Source organism: Parasphingorhabdus sp. (genome assembly GCF_048267785.1).
GTDB lineage: Bacteria > Pseudomonadota > Alphaproteobacteria > Sphingomonadales > Sphingomonadaceae > Parasphingorhabdus.
Map to the genome: position 1 here is coordinate 141,636 of NZ_JBLWWU010000005.1, position 17,566 is coordinate 159,201.

Sequence of the window (17,566 nt, forward strand, 5' to 3'; positions counted from 1 at the left end):
CAGCTGCTTACCATTCGCCGATATTTTCCATGCTTGCCCAAGGTTCCTGAGCCGGCAGACTCTCCCCCTTTTGCAACAGCTCGACCGAGATATTATCCGGCGAGCGCACGAAAGCCATATGACCATCGCGCGGCGGACGGTTGATCGTCACCCCGGCATCCATCAGCGTCTGGCAAAGGGCGTAAATATCATCGACGGCATAGGCGAGATGGCCGAAATTGCGACCGCCGTCATATTGCTCGGGCGCGCTTCCATCTTCGGAGGGCCAGTTATAGGTCAGTTCAACCTCGGCAATGTCCTTCTGCCCCGGCGCGGCCAGAAAAATCAGCGTAAAACGACCTTGTTCGCTGTCATAGCGCCGAACTTCCTCAAGACCCAGTAGCTCGAAAAAGGCAACGGTGGCCTCGGGATCACTCACCCTGAGCATGGTGTGCAGATATTTTATAGTCACAGAAAACTCCATTGATCGCTATTCAGAAACGGTTCATCGCAGATATCGCAAGGCCGAACCGGGTCATCTGGCACAGCCTAAGCGGCTTTTGAAGTGAGGGAAAGAGTGATGAGCGAGAAATTTATCGAGAGCAAAAACAAGGTCTGGCTGGCGAGCGCCGGCCTGTTGACAGTCGGCCTGATTATCGGCGGCTATTTGCTGGGAGACGGCCTGTTGCGCGCCAAAATGGCGGATCGCAGCGTCACCGTACGCGGCTTGGCCGAGCGTGAAGTGACCGCCGATTTGGCAACATGGACAATCGCCTACAGCGCCCAGTCGACCGACCTGCAAAGCGCCCAGATTGATATTGATCGCGACACCGATGCAATCACCGCCTTCTTCAAGGAGCTCGGTTTCAAGGCGGACGCGCTCAAACCGACCGGCGCCAACGTCAACCAATATAGTAACAACGGTATCCCCCAATATACCATCCGCCAGCGTCTCAGCCTGCGCACCAACGATATAGAGAAGGCCCAGGCCGCCGTCGCCCGGCAATTTGATCTGGTCCGGCGCGGAGTCGTGCTCGAGGACGGTTCGGGGATGAGCTATACCTTTACCAAGCTCGACGAGATCAAGCCCGAGATGGTCGCGGAAGCCACCAAGGACGCCCGCAAGTCCGCCGAACAATTTGCCGAAGATAGCGGCACTGACGTCGGCGGGATCAAATCTGCCACCCAGGGCTATTTCAGCATTGACAGCCGCGACGGCGACGCAGGCGGCTACGGCGTGACCGACACACCCTATAAAAAGGTCCGGGTGGTCACGACGGTCAACTTTTATCTCGACTAGAAGCGCGAGGCGGCTCGATCCCTCGCTGGATCGGGTCTGCCTTTCGTCCAAGCCTTAGCCCAAACAGGGTCAATAATCGTGCGACGCTGTGAAGATTATTGCTCTGCGCCCGTCAGCAGCTGCGCAAGATAACGGGCCGCGGCCTTTGCGGAACTGCTGTCCGGATCAAATTTGACCGCCTGCTCCCAATTGCTTCTGGCGTTCGCCAAGTCACCCGCTTCATAGGCGATATTGCCCGCTTCGAGCGCGATTGCCGGGTCGGTCGTGACCAGTTTTGCGGCTACCGCGATATCAGACTTGGCTTGGACGAGATCGCCCATCCGCCGCGCCAGCGTCGCCGACAGCAGCCAGCCGAGCGGATCTTGCGGGACAAGCTGGTGCACCATGACAAATTGCTGCTTCGCCTGATCATATTGATCCAGTGCGACAAATGCGCGCCCCATATCCAGATGCACTTCGCCTTTCAGCAGCCCATCAAGATCTTCTTGCTCCAACGCTGTATCAAAATATTTCAAAGCCCGTTGATAATCGCCGCTGGCCAGTGCCGCGTTGCCAGCCTGTGACCAGAAATTGCCCGCGCGATCATCGCCTGCTGCTTGCGCTTTCTCTGCTGCCTGGACAAATTCGACAATCGCCTTCGGCCAATCTTCCTGTTCGGCATAAGCAAAACCAAGGCAATTGCGAGCCAGATAGCCGCCGCCTTCGATCTGCCATTTATTCGCAGCCAGCAAACCATTGGCAGGATCGCTCTCTGCCTGATCGAGGCATTGATCAAAGCGGATATCGCTGGGAGTTCTCGCTTTTTTCACCGGAGGCGAATTGACCGGCCCCTCGCGCTTGATCTCTGATGGACGGAGCACGGGGTCGATCGGCGAACCATATGGCGTGGCCGATTGCATCAAAAAGGGAAGGAGTAGCGACGAAATCATGGATGATATGTCCGTTATTGGCTTCGGTTAAGGAGACCGGCACTCACCCCAGTCGTGACAATATGTCGATCAGCAAGGCAATATCCTGATCCCGGGACAGTCGGTGGTCGCCGTCCTTTACCAGATGGACCTGCACATTATCTGAACGGATCTTCTTGGCGATCTCGAGACTATAGGCCCAGGGCACGTCATCGTCTTTTTGCCCGTGAAGCAGACGTACCGCACCGTCGAATGCGATCTCCTTGTGGAGCAGACGGGCGCTATCACCCGACTGCCAGAATGTCCGGGTCGTAACATAGGGCTCGTCGGAATATTCGCTTTCTTCCTCCAGCTTGCCCTCGCGCAGGATTGTCATTTTCTGCTCCTGCGTGAAGCCCCAGTCGGTAAAATCAGGCGCAGCCGCGATACCGACCAGATTCTTGACCCGCATCGGCCGCGACAATGCGACCAGCAACATCAGCCAGCCGCCCATCGACGAACCGATCAGGGTGATGGAACCCGAGGTCACCTTGTCGATCAAAAACAGCACATCGTCGCGCCAGTCAATCAGGCTCTGGTCCTCGAATTCCCCGCCGCTGGCTCCGCAACCTGAATAGTCGAGGCGCAACATCGCCCTGCCCTGCTGCTTTGCCCAGGCATCAACGGCCAGCGCCTTGCCGCCTTCCATGTCCGACATATAGCCCGGCAGGAAAACCAGGGTTGTCCCCTGCACACCCGGCTGGGCTGGGGTATAGCAATAAGCGAGCGTTGCCCCGCCGGGACGGTCGAGATTCAAGATGTCGTCTTCCATATAGTCACCCAATAAGTGCCCCCGCGAAGGCGGGGGTCCATCTCCTGTCCTATAGTTCAAAAACGATCGATGAGAAGGTACGTTGACGCACCTTCAGCAGCGCAACAACATCTGTCTTTGGAATATGCTTCAGAAGATGGACACCTGCCTGCGCAGGTGCACAGCAAATCGCGCCGACGATCAGCTGGCCGCAAAATAGACAATAGCCAGACAGAGAAAGGCAATGACCAGCATGCCGATATTGGATATCAACGGTCGCTTGACCCGGGGTAGGAGCGGCACGAGTTCTTCGGGGAGACCACCCTTGAACCCCAGTTTCCATTTCTTTCGGCTCTTGATGCCGTCCTCGAGGCCGAAAACATGGGAATCGCCTTCCTTGCCGCGATAGACCAGATCTCCGAAAAAATAGGCTTCGCTGCGCCAGAGCTGTTCGTAAAGCACGAATGTCTTGCCGACAGTCTCCATCCGCACCCGGCGTTTCAGGGCGCTGTCACCATCGACGAGCCAGATGTTTGCAAAATCAGACATTTACCGAGCTTAAAACAACATAAGCGCCAGCGCACCACAATTTTTCGATTGATCATTCGCGCTGGAATATCTCCTCGATGGCCATGTCGAAAAGCTCGGCAATGCGGAACGCGAGCGGTAGCGAAGGATCATATTTTCCAGTCTCGATGGCATTGACACTCTGCCGGGAAACCTTGAGCCGCTCGGCAAGATCCGCCTGCGACCAGTCGCGCTCGGCGCGAAGCACTTTGAGGCGGTTCTTCACGAATTGAGCCCGCGAAGACGATTGAAAAAATAGCCTAGACCCCACGCAGTTATTAATATCGCCACGAGATTGCCCGCGCTCATCGTGCCCAGTTGCCCTTCAAAAACAAGCCAGATCATATTGGCAAAGATGGCGGTGATGATCGCGACAATGGCTCCGTTTGCCATCATCTGGAAAAAATAGTCCTCGATTTTGCGACGATCCAGCGCGGCTGCATGTGTCGCGACATAAGAGAGCGCCAGAACGAGGAGCACCGCGCCGATGATCTTGGTCAGCGAAGTGACGGTCCCCAAGCGAGCTTCATGCGGGTCGAAGATGGAAACCGCCAAGAGACCCATGCCCACGAGCAGAATGAAACCAAACATCCAGTCGGGCTTGAGCAAGCGGCAAAAGCGTTGCCAGACGCCCGGAGAGGGGTTGCCGGTCATCATATCACGCCCAGGAACAGGATAGCGAGCGCCGCCCACATGGCGATATTTTCATTGGGTGTCATGGCTCTCCCCGAACAGCGTTTCAATTTCATGATCATTCTCCATCAAGTGACATAGACATTATGTCATGTTTGCTTGACCTAAATGCCCGATTCAATGCCAGACGTCAAGTAAACATGACATTTTGAGTATGAGACTTTCCACCTGATCCTGAGTCTTCCCTGATTTGGTTGACTTGAAACCCCAAAAGTCTAAGTCAAATCCTGTCCTTTGATGACTGGTTTTCCAGCCTTCCTTGGTCCCCAACTTTGACAAATTTTGAGATGATCCGAACCCATGACCAAGATGATTAAAATCACCCTTCCCGACGGCAGTGCGCGCGAAGTGGCCATGGGCACTACCCCCGCACAGATCGCCGCTGACATCGGGCCGGGTCTGGCCAAGGCCGCGCTTGCCGCAAAGATTGACGGCGAGTTGCGCGATATCATGCGGCCGCTGGAGGAAGACACCGAACTGGCTTTGGTCACTTCCCGCGATGAGGAAGACGCGCTGGAACTGGCGCGCCACGACTATGCCCATGTGCTGGCAGAGGCGGTGCAGAAACTGTTCCCCGGCACGCAGATCACCTTTGGCCCGTCGACCGACGACGGCTTCTATTACGACTTCGCGCCCGCTGGCGACCCGTTCACCGACGAGGATCTGCCGAAGATCGAAGAGGAAATGAAGCGGATCATCGCCGCCGACAAACCGCTGCGCCGGGAAGTCTGGGAACGCGACGACCTGATCGCGCGCTGGCAGAAAGACGGCGAGGCTTTCAAAGCGGAATGGGCGGCAGAGTTGCCTGAAGGCGACGAAATCACGGTATACTGGTCGGGTGACGACTGGATGGACATGTGCCGCGGGCCGCATCTGGCCTCGACCGGCAAGCTTGATCCCAAGGCGTTCAAGCTGATGCGCGTATCGGGCGCCTATTGGCGCGGCGACCAGCGCAATCCGCAGCTTTCGCGTATCTACGGCACCGGCTGGCTCAACAAGAAGCAGCTCAACGCCCATCTCGTGCGGCTCGAGGAAGCGGCCAAGCGCGATCATCGCAAGCTCGGGCAGGAAATGGACCTTTACCATATCCAGTCGGAAGCACAGGGCAGCATTTTCTGGCACCCCAAAGGCTATGTGATCTGGCAGGCGCTCGAACAATATATGCGCCGTCGCCAGATCGAGGCCGGCTATGAGGAGGTCAAGACACCGCAATTGATGGATGTGCGCCAGTGGGAGCAATCCGGCCATTGGGGCAAATATTCGGAAAATATGTTTGCGGTTCCCGATGAGGTTCCCGATGCCGAGGGCGACGGACCGGTGGTCACGGGCACCGCCGACATGATGGCGATCAAACCGATGAACTGTCCTGCCCATGTGCTGGTCTTTCGTCAGGGCATCAAGAGCTATCGCGACCTGCCGATTCGCATGGCCGAATTCGGCTGCTGCCATCGCAATGAACCGCATGGCGCGCTGCACGGATTGATGCGGGTACGTCAATTTACCCAGGATGATGCCCATATTTTCTGCACGCAGGAGCAACTGGTCGAGGAAGTCGGCCTGTTCTGCGACATGCTCGATCGGGTCTACACCGATCTCGGCTTCGACAATTATGCGATCAAGCTGGCGCTGCGGCCCGAAAAACGGATCGGCAGCGACGAAATGTGGGACTGGTCGGAACAGTCGTTGCGCGATGCGGTTGCGGCTACCGGACGGGATACCGAGAAATATGGATGGGAGGAATTGCCCGGCGAAGGCGCTTTCTACGCACCCAAGCTCGAATTCCACCTTACCGACGCGATCGGCCGGACCTGGCAGGTCGGCACGATCCAGACCGATACGGTGCTGCCCGAACGGCTCGATGCGACCTATGTCGGCGAGGATGGCGAGCGCCACCAGCCGATCATGCTCCACCGCGCGATTCTCGGGTCTTTCGAACGGTTTATCGGAATATTGATTGAACATTATGCCGGCAAGCTGCCGCTATGGCTCGCCCCCACCCAGGCGGTTGTTGCAACCATCGTGACCGATGCCAATCCCTATGCCGAGCAAGTGGTTGAAAAGCTGAAAGCCGCCGGCATCCGGGTAGAGGCCGATCTGCGCAACGAGAAGATCAACTATAAGGTGCGCGAGCATTCGGTCGGAAAAGTGCCCAATATTCTGGTAGTTGGCATGCGCGAGGCAGAAGAAGGCAAGGTTGCGCTGCGCCGACTCGGCCAGAAGGAACAGGAATTTCTGACCCTCGATGAGGTCGTGCCCATGTTGCAGAACGAAGCGCTGCCTCCGGACTTGAAATCTGCGGCAGAATGACCATATTGCGACCAAAGCTGTGGCATTCTCACCACTGTCGTGATGGCTAATATATTTTTCGTCATCAAGAAGGCTTTATTCATGTAAACTTTGCGGCTAATGAGCCAGCATAGACAACCACTCAGGAGTATTTAACATAGCTGCACCACCTCGCCGCCCAACGCCACCCGTCAAAGGTGGCCCGCGATTCAACGATCTTATCAAATCCGACACTGTAAGGGTCATCGACGACAAGGGCGAGAACCTTGGCGTGATGAACACCAGAGAAGCGATAGAACGTGCAGCAGAAGTTGGACTCGATCTGGTCGAGGTTTCTCCCAACGCACAGCCACCGGTTGCTAAATATCTTGATGTCGGCAAATTCAAATATGAGGCCCAGAAAAAGGCCAATGCCGCGCGCAAGACGCAGAAGGTACAGGACGTCAAGGAAATCAAGATGCGTCCGAATATCGACGATCATGATTATAACGTCAAAATGCGGAACGTGAACAAATTCATCGACAATGGAGACAAGGTCAAAGTGACCCTGCGCTTTCGTGGTCGCGAAATGTCACATCAGCAACTCGGCATGCAATTGCTCGTCCGGGTCCAGGAAGACATGAAGGAAACGGCCAAGGTAGAGGCCTATCCCAAGCTGGAAGGCCGTCAGATGCTGATGGTACTCAGCCCCAAATAAGCCATTCAGACCCTCGGCGACGAGGGTCTTTTTTTGATTATAGCCCTCAGGCAGCCTATCCGCGCGCCATTCAATCTGGCTGGCCGCGTACAATCCATAACATTCCAACACCTACGACCAAAGCCGCAAAGGCAATCACAATTTCAAAGTCGTGGTTTACCATTGTCTCCCTCCTGCTTTTTTGGTCCCCGGCGCATGAATAACAATTGAAAACTAACTAACTGTTAAACCGGATGCGTCCTTCAGGCGGAGGGTTTTGCGCGATATTGCTGCGGGAAATGGCGCTTCAGATTGGCGACCTTGGGCTTGTCCCAGCGCACGATATAGCCTTGCCGTGGATGTTTTTGCATGAAGTCCTGATGATAGGCCTCGGCCGGGTAAAAGGTCTTATAAGTCTCTATCCTGGTTACGATCGGTCGCTTCCAATAGCGTCCCTTCTTGAGCTGCGCGATATAGGCGCGGGCTGCTTTGGCTTGCCTGGCATTCGTCGGCACCAGCGCGCTGCGATATTGTTTGCCGCGGTCAGGCCCCTGCGCGTTGAGCATCGTCGGATCCGCAACCACCGAAAAATATATCTGCATCAGCTGTCCATAGCTGATCTGGCTGGGATCATAGACGACTCGCACCGCTTCGGCATGATCGGTCAGGCCCGCGCTCACCAGCTTGTAAGATGCGCTGGCTTTGGTGCCGCCGTGATAGCCGGACGAAGCGCTGATTACGCCTTTGGTATGTTCGAAAACGCCCTCGACGCCCCAGAAGCAACCGCCGGCAAAAATGGCGACGGACCGTGTTCCTGTCTCTCCAGCCGCGACGCGGGGCATCGGGATGATCGTGGCTTTCTCCGCCGCATGGACTTCGCCGACAAAGGACTGCGATGAAGCCTGATCAGCGGGCAACGCCGTTTGCACACCGATCCAGACGACGCCGAAACAGGCTATGCTGACGCCAAACATGATTGTTCTGGAGAGGAACGGTCCCATCGAACTTAGCTGAGCAACTGCGATGCAGCGCTGACGGTGGACGACAGATTCTGGCCAAAGTCGGAACGCTGCTCTGCGGGTTGCATGAAAAACAGCATCATCGCACCAGCAAGAAAACCGCCGCCGAGGCTGTAGGTCAAATCGGATTTGAATATTTTCATCATGGTCTTTTCCTTGGGGCCATCATCAGTTCGAAACGTCCCGCCTGTAGGTTACAGCTGTTAATATAGAATTCCTTTCGCTGCTGTGAACCCGGTCACAAGGTCATATTCAGTATATCGGCGGGAAGATTTTCTATTCGGAGGGGGTGTTTTTTGTTTTAACCTCAAACGCCGGGCGGGCGCATCCGCGCCCTTGGCTATCCTCGCTTATGCTGCGGGCGCGCTTGCCTCGGCTGCGCCTCGGTTTGGCGTCCCCACTGTTGGCTGGTTTCTAACCGAGGCGAAGCCGGGGCAAGACCGACCGGCCGCCGCGCCTGTGGCGCGAAAGCCAAGCGGACGGATGTGCCCGCCCGGCGCTTGAGTTTTAAATCAACGCCGCACAGGCCCGCTGGATTCGTTCGCACGCTTCGGTCAGCAGTTCTTCCGATGTCGCATAGCTGATCCGGAACGCCGGCGAGAGACCGAAGGCCGCACCGTGTACCGCCGCAACCTGTGCTTCTTCCAGAAAATAGGCGATCAGATCTTCATCCGTGTTGATGACTGCACCCTTGGGCGTGGTCTTGCCCATCAACTCGCTAGCATCGGGATAGACGTAAAAGGCACCTTCCGGAGTCGGACATTGCAGTCCGGGCGTATCGTTGATCATCGATACCACCAGATCGCGGCGTTTCTCGAAAGCGGCGTTACGCTCGACGAGGAAATCCTGCGGCCCGTTCAGCGCGGCTACCGCTGCCGCCTGTGAAATCGAACTGGGGTTGGAGGTCGACTGCGACTGCAATTTGGCCATGGCCTTGATCAACCATTCCGGACCACCGGCATAGCCGATCCGCCAGCCGGTCATCGCATAAGCCTTGGACACGCCGTTGACCGTCAACGTGCGATCATAGAGAGCGGGACAGACCTGCGCGATCGTGGCGAACGGGAAATCGGCATACCAGATATGCTCGTACATATCGTCGGTCATCACCATCACATTTTCATGCGGTTCTATCACGGCACCCAGTGCCTTCAGCTCTTCCCCGCTATAGGCGGCACCACTCGGGTTGGAAGGCGAGTTGAGGATCAACCATTTGGTTTTCGGCGTGATTGCCGCTTCGAGCTGTTCCGGCGTGATCTTGTAATTCTGATCGGCACCAGCCGCGATAAACACCGGCGTACCGCCGGCAAAGTTGACGATATCGGGATAGCTAACCCAATAAGGTGCGGGGATGATCACTTCATCGCCCTCGTCCAGCGTCGCCACCAGCGCATTGAACAGCGTGTGTTTACCGCCGCTGTTTACGGTGATCTGCCGGGGCGTATAGGTCAGGTCATTGTCACGCGCGAACTTGTCGACAATCGCCTGTTTCAGAGCCGCAGTACCGTCGACCACCGTATAATTGGTCTCGCCACCACGGATCGCCTGGATCGCCGCTTCCTTGACAAAGTCGGGCGTATCGAAATCGGGTTCACCGGCGGACAGGCCAATCACATCGACGCCCTGCGCCTTCAGTTCGGTGACCTTCGCGGACATTGCCAGCGTGGCAGAGGGTTGAATGCGTCCAAGTGCTTTTGAAATGCGGGTCATGGGAGGTCCTGTTGCAAGGAAATAAGACGACTGCCTAATATCATTGGTGTTGCACTGCAACAGGGAGAATGGGTCAGCTGCGCTTTTTCACAAACTCGGCTCGCAGTACGAGACCTTTTATACCCTCGTGTTTGCAATCAATCTCCTGATCGTCCCCTGTCAGGCGAATCGACTTGATCAATGTCCCGCGTTTCAGCGTCTGGCCCGCGCCCTTGACCTTGAGATCCTTGATCAGTGTCACCGCGTCGCCGTCGGCCAGAATATTGCCCACTGCATCAACAACTTCGGGGCCAGCCGCCTTCTCCGCGGCTTCTTCCGGGCTCAGCCATTCGCCGGTTTCTTCATCATAGACATAATCGCCTGAACCATCACTCATCACAAGGACTCCAATGCTTGCTGCATGTCAGCGATAATATCGTCGATATGTTCGATCCCGACCGATAACCGAACGACATCCGGCCCCGCGCCGGCGGCAATCAATTCGTCACCTGACAACTGGCTGTGGGTGGTCGAGGCGGGATGGATGATCAGTGAGCGGGTGTCACCGATATTGGCAAGATGGCTGAACATCTTGACTGCCGAAACCAGCTTGATGCCCGCTTCATAGCCACCCTTCAGGCCAAAGGTGAACACCGCGCCGCCCTTGCCGCCGAGATATTTCTGCGCCAGCGGATAATATTCGCTATCAGGCATACCGGCATAAGAGACCCAGCTGACTTCGTCGCGGCCTTGCAGCCACTCAGCCATTTTCAGAGCATTTTCACAATGGCGTTCCATCCGCAGCGCCAGCGTTTCCATCCCGGTCAGGATATAGAAGGCGTTCTGCGGAGCCAGAGCCGGTCCCAGATCGCGCAGCGACAGGGCGCGCGCCGCCAGAATGAAGGCCATCTCACCAAAGGCGTCGGTAAAGACCTTGCCATGATAGGACGGATTGGGCTGGTTGAGGAACGCGTATTTCGGGCTCTTGGTCCAGTCGAACTTGCCGCTGTCGACGATCAGGCCGGCGACGCTGTTGCCGTGGCCGCCAAGGAATTTGGTGCCGCTCTCGACCACGATATCCGCGCCATGTTCGATCGGGCGGCAGAGCATCGGCGAGGCCATCGTATTGTCGACCACCAGCGGGATGCCGGCTTCATGGGCGATATCGGCAATCGCGGCGATATCCTGCACCACGCCGCCCGGGTTGGCGAGACTCTCGATAAATACGCAGCGCGTGTCGTCGGTGATTGCGCCTTTGACCTCGTCCATATTGTCGGCGTCGACAAAGGTGACGTTCCAGCCGAATTTCTTGACCGAATGGGCGAGCTGGTTGAGCGAGCCGCCGTAGAGTTTCTTCGCCGCAACAATATGCGCGCCGGGGTCCATCAGCACATGGAAGACGATGATCTGCGCCGCATGGCCCGAAGCCACCGCCAGCGCACCGATACCGCCTTCCATCGCCGCGATCTTGCCCTCCAGCGCGCCGTTGGTCGGGTTCATGATACGGGTGTAGATATTACCGAAAGCATCGAGATTGAAAAGATCGGCCGCGTGATCGACATCGTCAAAAACATAAGAGGCGGTCTGGTAGATCGGGGTGATCCGCGCGTTCGTCGTCGGGTCCGGTTCGGTGCCGGCGTGGACAGCCAATGTTTCCAGGCGGGGGGTTGCGGGATGATCCGTCATGATGCGTCCTTGTTCAAAGAAATAAGCAATGTGCCTAATATCAATCCGCCCTCACCGCAACCAGGCTTGTGATGAGGTGACGCGCGCTGACCGGAGGATTTGCCACAACCGCGTTTTGATGGCCCCCGTCCCCCACCAACCATGCGTCATCCCGGCGAAGGCCGGGATCCCAACCAATTTTCGCTCTGCGAAAGCAAGCCGGGTTGGGCCCCAGCCTGCGCTGGGGCGACGGTGTCTTTCAGCTGAGGCGGGGGCAACCATGCTGATAGCGCATTTCACCGCCGCACCGAATCTCCCAGAATTTTCCTGAGGATTTTGCAACTTTCTTCGTCCCGCGCGTTGATTGGATGAAACCGAGAAAGGAACAGACCATGAGCAACAAGGATATGAACCATAGCATCGACCGCGACGAAATCCGGGGAGAATTCTGGGAATCGATTGCCGACAGCCCGTTCGTGATGATCGCCCTCGACAGCGATCACAAGCACAGCATCCCGATGCGCGCTCAGCTCGATGAGGACGCCAACAGCGCGATCTGGTTCTTCACTTCCCGCGACAACCGGCTGTCCAAGGGCGGCCCAGCGATGATGCAATTTGTCTCAAAAGGGCATGATCTCTTCGCCTGTGTCTCGGGTAACCTGACCGAGGAAACCGACGCCGCGATCATCGACAAGCACTGGAGCAAGCCGGTCGAAGCTTGGTACGATCAGGGCCGACAGGACCCGAGCCTGCTGATGCTGCGGCTTGACCTGGATGACGCCGAAATCTGGGAAGCCGACCCCGGTGTCGTCGGCATGTTCAAGATGATGACCGGGATGACGATGGACGGTGACGAAATGGGAGACCATGCCCGGCTGCCGCTATAGGCGCGAAGACCGCAATCTGAACCCATTCATAGGGGCCGCAAAATAATCGACTGTAGCGAGCGCCACCATGACAGGTCCGGCGCAATCCCGCTCCGCTCCAGCTTTCCGCGGCCCCGGTTTTTCTCATCATGCTGCTGCAACAAATTCAAAGCCAGAGCGTTTCCTTGGCATGACGGATATTCTCGCCGGACCAGACACAATTTCGTGGACCGAGGCGCTGTGGCGGCTCGGTACCGCGACCTTGCTCCCTTTCCTGATCGGGCTGGAGCGATTCATCCGCAGGAAGCCGATTGATTTCCGGCCCTTCGTGATCATCTCCGTCGCCGCCTGCGCGTTGGCAATCGGCGCAATGGAATTGCTCGAATCCACCCGCGATCCGCAAAGCGATATTGATCCCAGCCGTGTGTTCGAGGGGGTGATCACCGGTATCGGCTTTCTCGGTGCCGGCGCGATGTTCCGGGAGGGCAGCTTTGTCCAGGGCGCAGGCTCTGCCGCCGCGATCTGGGCGGCGGGCGCGATCGGCCTGATCTGCGGCTTCGGGGAAATCTGGCTGGCGGCAATCATCACCGCCGTCATCCTCACCGTACTGATCACCAGCGCGCCTTTCACCTCGCACTGGGACCCGGGAGAAGACGAAGACCATCCATCGTCCTGACACGAACCGTCAGGACATTAACCACCAGCAAAGGAGAATACCATGCCAGCGAAATCCAAAGCCCAGCAACGCGCCGCCGGAGCGGCCCTGTCCGCCAAGCGCGGCGAGACCAAGGTCGGCGACCTTCAGGGCGCATCCAAAGACATTTATGACAGTATGAGCGAAGAGGAGCTGGAAGATTATGCCGGCACCGATCACGATGGGCTGCCCGACAAAGTCGAAGGCGACGACTAGACGCGCCGCCAACGGCTCAGACCAAGGCAAACGCGAAAAAGCCGGGCGAAATCCCTTTCGCCCGGCTTTTTCTTGGTGCCGTTATGGCCGTCTGGTCCTTACCAGTAAGGGTTTACCGTCCAGTAGCTGTAGACGCTGGACTGATAGTCGCGATCATAGACCCGGTCCGGTTCGTCGCTGCCGAAACGCGGCGCGTCCATCAACTGCTCCTTGGTCACATCGATCCGATAACCACCGAGTTCGGTGTCATAATCGAGCTTCGACCACGGAATGCTGTGCTTCTCGTCGCCGATGCCGAGAAAGCCACCAGCGGAGATCACCACGTCGGTCACATTGCCGCCGCGCTTGTCGATCAACAATTTGTCAACCGATCCGATCTTTTCCTGGTCCACGCCATAGACCGCGGTGCCGTCCACGCGGTCGCTGCCAATCACACTGTGGTTCTTTTCATCCTGTAGCATCATCTCTATTCACTCCTCTAGGTTTCAGGGATAGCCGCGTGGCGGCCCCGTTCAGGGGGAGGGCCGGTGCCATGTGGCTACAGGGAATCAACGGGCGCGCGCGCAGATCGTTCCGGACTTTTTCGGATATTTTTGATGGTTGGGGCGAGGTGGTGGGAAGGGCGTCAAGGCACAGCGGCTGCTTGCCTAATTCGCTTGGCCTACCCAGACTGTCATCCCAGCGTAGGCTGGGATCTAATCCGATCTTGCTTTCGCACACCGCTAGTTGGTCTGGCCCCCAGCCTACGCTGGGGCGACAATATGGGTATCCGCGAAAGGCACCTCAACGCGCCCCGGCAATCAGCCCGACGAACCTGTTCTCGCCCACCCGTAGCCCGGTGATATCCGCGCTCCGGCTCTCGATCATCGCCAGCCGCTCTTCGGTCGCCATATCGATCAGCTCGAGCACCGCCGGATGGACATAGCTCTTGCGGCAGATCGCCGGCGTGTTGCGCAGGGTCGCGGCGGCGGCTTCGCAGGCCTGTTTGATCGTCGGACTCTCATCGGAAGCGATCGCGTCCAGCGCGGCAACACTGCCGTGCCAGGTGCGGAACATCTTGGCGCTGAGGCTGTCCATGCCGGATGCCTCCTTCAGCCAGTCGTTGACATCGCCGCTGTCGAGCGGATGGACCGCGCCGTCGCTGCCGACATATTGGAACAATCTTTTGCCGGGCAGATCATCGATCTGCTCCAGTATTTTCTGCAGCCGCGTATCGCGCAGGCTGCAGCTCACCTTCTTCCCGCCCTTGGCGCGATAGCGCAGGCGCACTATATCATCGTCATAGCGGACATTGCCGCCGTCCAGCGTCGTCGCCCCCTTGCTCACCCGCGAGCTGCCGCCGACCCGGATCGCGGTCCGGTCGATCAGCCGCACCAGCGCCGCAATCGCCACATCCTTGCTCGGCACATCACCGTCTTGCCCGGGCGTGAGCAGCGCGTTCACCTTGCGCCTTATACGCGGCAGCGTCGTGGCAAATTCCGCCAGCTGGTCGAATTTCTGCCGGTCGCGATAGACGCGCCACTGGTCATGATAGCGATATTGCTTGCGCGTCGCGGCATCATAGCCGGTCGCCTGAATATGGCCATTGGCCTTCGGGCAAATCCACACATCGGTATAGGCGGGCGGAATGCCCAGGCTCTTGATCCGCGCCAGTTGGGCGCGGCATGTCAGATGGCTCTTGTCCGGCAAAAAATATTGAAACCCCCGCCCCCGCCGCACCCGCGATATGCCCGGCTCTTCGTCGCTGCTGTAGACCAGGCTGGGAATGCGGGGGGAGGAATCGTGGATCATGAGCGAAAAACTCTGGCCGCGATATTCGGTTCCCGCAGCAGGAGCGAATGTTCAGCGCCCCGCCGTCCCGCTCAAAAAACCCAGTTCAGCACGATCAGATATACCGCCGACAGGACAATCCACGTCCCGTCCAGCGTCTTCAGCCTTTTCGCGCCCAGCCACAGGGCGATCGGGCGGGCGAGAAAGGCGCCGAGCACCGCTCCCGGTCCGGCCAGCAGCACGATCTCCCACGCCACCGTGTCCATCTCGATATGCCAGACGATGCTGACCAGCACGCTGATCGAGGAAATGACGCAGGCGGTGCCGGTGCACAGCAGCACCGGATAGTGGCGGATGAACAGATAAAGCGCGACCAGCTCCCCCACGCCGACCGAGAAGAGCGCGGTCAGCGCGCCGCCGGGGATCGCGATCAGCATCAGGATCAGCAGGTCGACCTTTTCCAGCCGCGCCCGCTCCGCCCTTTTGTGGTTGATCGTCCAGGTGGTGATGATCAGCGCGAGGCCGAGAAAGATCGAGAAAATCTTGTAGCCGAGCAGGATCATCTGCCCGTCGACCATGGTCAGCCGCTGCATCGCCAGCATGGCGGGCAGCGCAAAGGCGAGCACCGCCCCGATCACCAGGGCAAAATCGCGCGGCCGGACCCGGACATAGCCCGCGCCAGCCACGCCCGCCGTGTCCGCCGCCGCATCCGGCTGGTGCAGCAGACGGTCGGTCCAGCGCAGCCCGCCGATGGTCATGCCGAAACACTGGATCGCCATCGACGCGGCGGTGACCCGCAGCGGATCGAGCGCCATGACCCCGTGCTCGCGCAGCCCGTTGAACACCGGCACAAACACCACCCCGCCCCCGGTCCCCGACGTATTGGCAATCACCGCCGCCAGCCCCCCGATGCCGGGGAGGAACCAGAGCTGGCCCAGCAGAGCGGGATCATAAGAGGCAAACAGCAGGATGCCGGCATAAAGCGCGAGGAGGACGGCAGCGCCCCAGATTACGAGGCGGCCTTGCGGTGGTGCTGTGAAATTAGGGCGGGGAGTGTTCATGCGGCGGCGTTGGCGAAAGGCGGGGGGCGATGCAAGGGGTAATCGGGTGGGTGGGTGTTATTCTGATGACACTGCATGAATCAAATTGCATCACGCCTTGGATTAAAGTGCACTTTCACCAAAATGCTGCTTCATCCCGAAAGCGGACTTTAGCGCTAATGGTTCAAAATCTGCTCTGCTTGCGCTCTTCGACCTCGCAAAACGTTTGTCTTATGCTTTCTGTTGCCACCTGGCTTTGAAAATTCAGACTTCGACTGTGCGAGCTTTTTGTGCTGTCTGTTTGGTAATTTCAGCCCGTCTGGGCTCACTATGACCCCCGTCACGTCAGTCGACTTGTCGATAGTCCACCGGGTTTTTTTGGCTTTGATGGACAGACCATGCTTGTGAATTTGTTGCTGAATCCTCCAAATCGTCTTTCGTGACACGATTTTTCCTGAGACTGTTAGGTCATCAATGTAGAGCGTGAACACATTTCCCGCCTCATTTGCGACGTTATGGATTGAATCCCACATCTCTGAATAAGCCCAATATGAAAGGATCGGGCTAGATGATGATCCTTGTGGCAGCGAACCCTTATCGCAGCAAAGCCGGGCAAGTAGGACTGAGACATCTAATGAACACTGCATTTTGTGATAAAAAAACGCGAGAACTTTGTCCTCCCGGCAAGAGGGATAAAAACTCTCAATGTCCATCAAACAGAAGGCTCTAGAGCCTAGATGCGCAGCTGCATTCGTAACATAGGTTTTCTTAGGAACCGGAGCATGCACATAGTCAGGTGTTTTAATACAAGCCAAAAGATAAGCGATGCGGCTTTGTGCTTTATCAAGGCCTTCATGAGGACGACACAGCGGCCTCATCGATCCATCGGGCTTTTTTTCTTCCCAATACTCGTAGTGGGAGATGGACTTATCTGCCATTCCTCTGAGAGCCGCTACCGAAGTAAAAAGTAGTTTTGCAAGCGTCTTTTTGCTCTTCAACTTGTAAAGTGGGCTATCTTGAAGCCGATAGAACTTCTTCGCTTTCCTACGCCAAGGTTTTTTTGCTTTTGTCACGTTAAAGCTCTGCCTCACTATTAATATCTAAAACAGTCAGGAGAGCTATAATTTTCCTAGCAATAGTTCCCTTTGCCTTCTCCAATCTACTGGACATGTTCTCTTTGTCTTGAAGGGCTTCAGCAAAAAACATGAGGGAACTAACAGGAATATCGAAAATGTCAGCATAACGATTGAGAAGATCTAAGGAAGGTGTTCTATTTCCACTCTCAAGTTCCGAAATATACGAGCGAGAAACGCAAAGCTTTTTCGCAAGCGTTGACTGATTCAACCCTTGATATCGCCGCAGTAATTTCAGTGCTTGTCCGAACATTTTTTCCTCGTGTGTAGTTGAG

At 57.1% G+C, this 17,566-nt stretch carries 22 protein-coding genes; 6 read left to right on the forward strand and 16 right to left on the reverse strand.

Annotation, left to right across the window (positions count from 1 at the left end):
* Positions 1-7: 7 nt before the first annotated feature.
* Complete coding sequence (locus tag ACN0VD_RS05970) at positions 8-427, reverse strand: VOC family protein (protein WP_417592752.1); 420 nt, start codon at positions 425-427, stop codon at positions 8-10.
* A gap of 132 nt (positions 428-559) precedes the next feature.
* Between ACN0VD_RS05970 and ACN0VD_RS05975 the strand changes: the two genes are divergently transcribed.
* Positions 560-1,279: an SIMPL domain-containing protein gene (locus ACN0VD_RS05975; protein WP_417592620.1), complete on the forward strand. Its 720-nt coding sequence runs from the start codon at positions 560-562 to the stop codon at positions 1,277-1,279.
* Positions 1,280-1,374: 95 nt separating this feature from the next.
* Here the strand turns inward: ACN0VD_RS05975 and ACN0VD_RS05980 are convergent, their stop codons facing one another.
* From ACN0VD_RS05980 to ACN0VD_RS06000, 5 genes are all read right to left on the reverse strand, one after another.
* Positions 1,375-2,208 (reverse strand): tetratricopeptide repeat protein, encoded by an 834-nt coding sequence (locus ACN0VD_RS05980; RefSeq protein WP_417592622.1) that lies wholly within the window; start codon positions 2,206-2,208, stop codon positions 1,375-1,377.
* A 43-nt stretch (positions 2,209-2,251) separates the two neighbouring features.
* Complete coding sequence (locus tag ACN0VD_RS05985; protein ID WP_417592624.1) at positions 2,252-2,998, reverse strand: alpha/beta hydrolase; 747 nt, start codon at positions 2,996-2,998, stop codon at positions 2,252-2,254.
* A gap of 180 nt (positions 2,999-3,178) precedes the next feature.
* Positions 3,179-3,526, reverse strand: coding sequence for a hypothetical protein (locus ACN0VD_RS05990; RefSeq protein ID WP_417592626.1), 348 nt, complete (start codon positions 3,524-3,526; stop codon positions 3,179-3,181).
* 52 nt (positions 3,527-3,578) lie between these two features.
* A complete protein-coding gene (locus ACN0VD_RS05995) occupies positions 3,579-3,770 on the reverse strand; it encodes a helix-turn-helix transcriptional regulator (protein ID WP_417592628.1) in 192 nt (63 codons plus the stop codon).
* The gene (locus tag ACN0VD_RS06000) at positions 3,767-4,201 is read right to left on the reverse strand and encodes a hypothetical protein (RefSeq protein WP_417592630.1); all 435 of its coding nucleotides are present in this window, start codon (positions 4,199-4,201) and stop codon (positions 3,767-3,769) included. Before ACN0VD_RS06000 ends, ACN0VD_RS05995 begins: the two co-directional genes overlap by 4 nt.
* Positions 4,202-4,537: 336 nt before the next feature.
* Here ACN0VD_RS06000 and thrS point away from each other — a divergent pair, with 336 nt between their 5' ends.
* Both thrS and infC read left to right on the forward strand, forming a co-directional pair.
* The gene (thrS, locus tag ACN0VD_RS06005) at positions 4,538-6,544 is read left to right on the forward strand and encodes a threonine--tRNA ligase (protein ID WP_417592632.1); all 2,007 of its coding nucleotides are present in this window, start codon (positions 4,538-4,540) and stop codon (positions 6,542-6,544) included.
* Positions 6,545-6,680: 136 nt separating this feature from the next.
* Positions 6,681-7,220, forward strand: a complete 540-nt coding sequence (gene infC / locus ACN0VD_RS06010; protein WP_417592754.1) for a translation initiation factor IF-3 — start codon at positions 6,681-6,683, stop codon at positions 7,218-7,220.
* A gap of 242 nt (positions 7,221-7,462) precedes the next feature.
* On the opposite strand, the gene msrA is transcribed toward infC, so the two are convergent.
* The 5 genes from msrA to ACN0VD_RS06035 all read right to left on the reverse strand — a co-directional run bounded on the left by msrA (position 7,463) and on the right by ACN0VD_RS06035 (position 11,593).
* Positions 7,463-8,173 carry a peptide-methionine (S)-S-oxide reductase MsrA gene (gene msrA / locus ACN0VD_RS06015; RefSeq protein WP_417592634.1) on the reverse strand — a complete coding sequence of 237 codons (711 nt, stop codon included), beginning with the start codon at positions 8,171-8,173 and terminating at the stop codon, positions 7,463-7,465.
* Between the two features lie 32 nt (positions 8,174-8,205).
* Positions 8,206-8,364, reverse strand: coding sequence for a hypothetical protein (locus ACN0VD_RS06020; RefSeq protein WP_417592636.1), 159 nt, complete (start codon positions 8,362-8,364; stop codon positions 8,206-8,208).
* Positions 8,365-8,725: 361 nt separating this feature from the next.
* A complete protein-coding gene (locus ACN0VD_RS06025) occupies positions 8,726-9,928 on the reverse strand; it encodes a pyridoxal phosphate-dependent aminotransferase (RefSeq protein ID WP_417592638.1) in 1,203 nt (400 codons plus the stop codon).
* A 73-nt stretch (positions 9,929-10,001) separates the two neighbouring features.
* Positions 10,002-10,304, reverse strand: coding sequence for an alkylphosphonate utilization protein (locus ACN0VD_RS06030; protein ID WP_417592640.1), 303 nt, complete (start codon positions 10,302-10,304; stop codon positions 10,002-10,004).
* A complete protein-coding gene (locus tag ACN0VD_RS06035) occupies positions 10,304-11,593 on the reverse strand; it encodes an O-acetylhomoserine aminocarboxypropyltransferase (RefSeq protein ID WP_417592642.1) in 1,290 nt (429 codons plus the stop codon). Before ACN0VD_RS06035 ends, ACN0VD_RS06030 begins: the two co-directional genes overlap by 1 nt.
* 371 nt (positions 11,594-11,964) lie before the next feature.
* Here ACN0VD_RS06035 and ACN0VD_RS06040 point away from each other — a divergent pair, with 371 nt between their 5' ends.
* The 3 genes from ACN0VD_RS06040 to ACN0VD_RS06050 all read left to right on the forward strand — a co-directional run bounded on the left by ACN0VD_RS06040 (position 11,965) and on the right by ACN0VD_RS06050 (position 13,348).
* Complete coding sequence (locus ACN0VD_RS06040; RefSeq protein ID WP_417592644.1) at positions 11,965-12,459, forward strand: pyridoxamine 5'-phosphate oxidase family protein; 495 nt, start codon at positions 11,965-11,967, stop codon at positions 12,457-12,459.
* 169 nt (positions 12,460-12,628) lie between these two features.
* On the forward strand, positions 12,629-13,114 hold the full coding sequence (locus ACN0VD_RS06045; RefSeq protein WP_417592646.1) for an MgtC/SapB family protein: 486 nt from the start codon (positions 12,629-12,631) through the stop codon (positions 13,112-13,114).
* A 42-nt stretch (positions 13,115-13,156) separates the two neighbouring features.
* Entirely contained in the window at positions 13,157-13,348 is a 192-nt protein-coding gene (locus ACN0VD_RS06050; RefSeq protein WP_417592648.1) for a DUF3008 family protein, read from the forward strand.
* A 98-nt stretch (positions 13,349-13,446) separates the two neighbouring features.
* On the opposite strand, the gene ACN0VD_RS06055 is transcribed toward ACN0VD_RS06050, so the two are convergent.
* From ACN0VD_RS06055 to ACN0VD_RS06075, 5 genes are all read right to left on the reverse strand, one after another.
* The gene (locus tag ACN0VD_RS06055) at positions 13,447-13,812 is read right to left on the reverse strand and encodes a PRC-barrel domain-containing protein (protein WP_417592650.1); all 366 of its coding nucleotides are present in this window, start codon (positions 13,810-13,812) and stop codon (positions 13,447-13,449) included.
* A gap of 319 nt (positions 13,813-14,131) precedes the next feature.
* Complete coding sequence (locus tag ACN0VD_RS06060; protein ID WP_417592652.1) at positions 14,132-15,139, reverse strand: DNA topoisomerase IB; 1,008 nt, start codon at positions 15,137-15,139, stop codon at positions 14,132-14,134.
* A 71-nt stretch (positions 15,140-15,210) separates the two neighbouring features.
* Positions 15,211-16,179: a sulfite exporter TauE/SafE family protein gene (locus ACN0VD_RS06065; protein WP_417592654.1), complete on the reverse strand. Its 969-nt coding sequence runs from the start codon at positions 16,177-16,179 to the stop codon at positions 15,211-15,213.
* Positions 16,180-16,334: 155 nt separating this feature from the next.
* Positions 16,335-17,231, reverse strand: a complete 897-nt coding sequence (locus ACN0VD_RS06070) for a reverse transcriptase family protein (protein ID WP_417592656.1) — start codon at positions 17,229-17,231, stop codon at positions 16,335-16,337.
* A 1-nt stretch (position 17,232) separates the two neighbouring features.
* On the reverse strand, positions 17,233-17,544 hold the full coding sequence (locus tag ACN0VD_RS06075; RefSeq protein ID WP_417592658.1) for a helix-turn-helix domain-containing protein: 312 nt from the start codon (positions 17,542-17,544) through the stop codon (positions 17,233-17,235).
* Positions 17,545-17,566 lie beyond the last annotated feature (22 nt).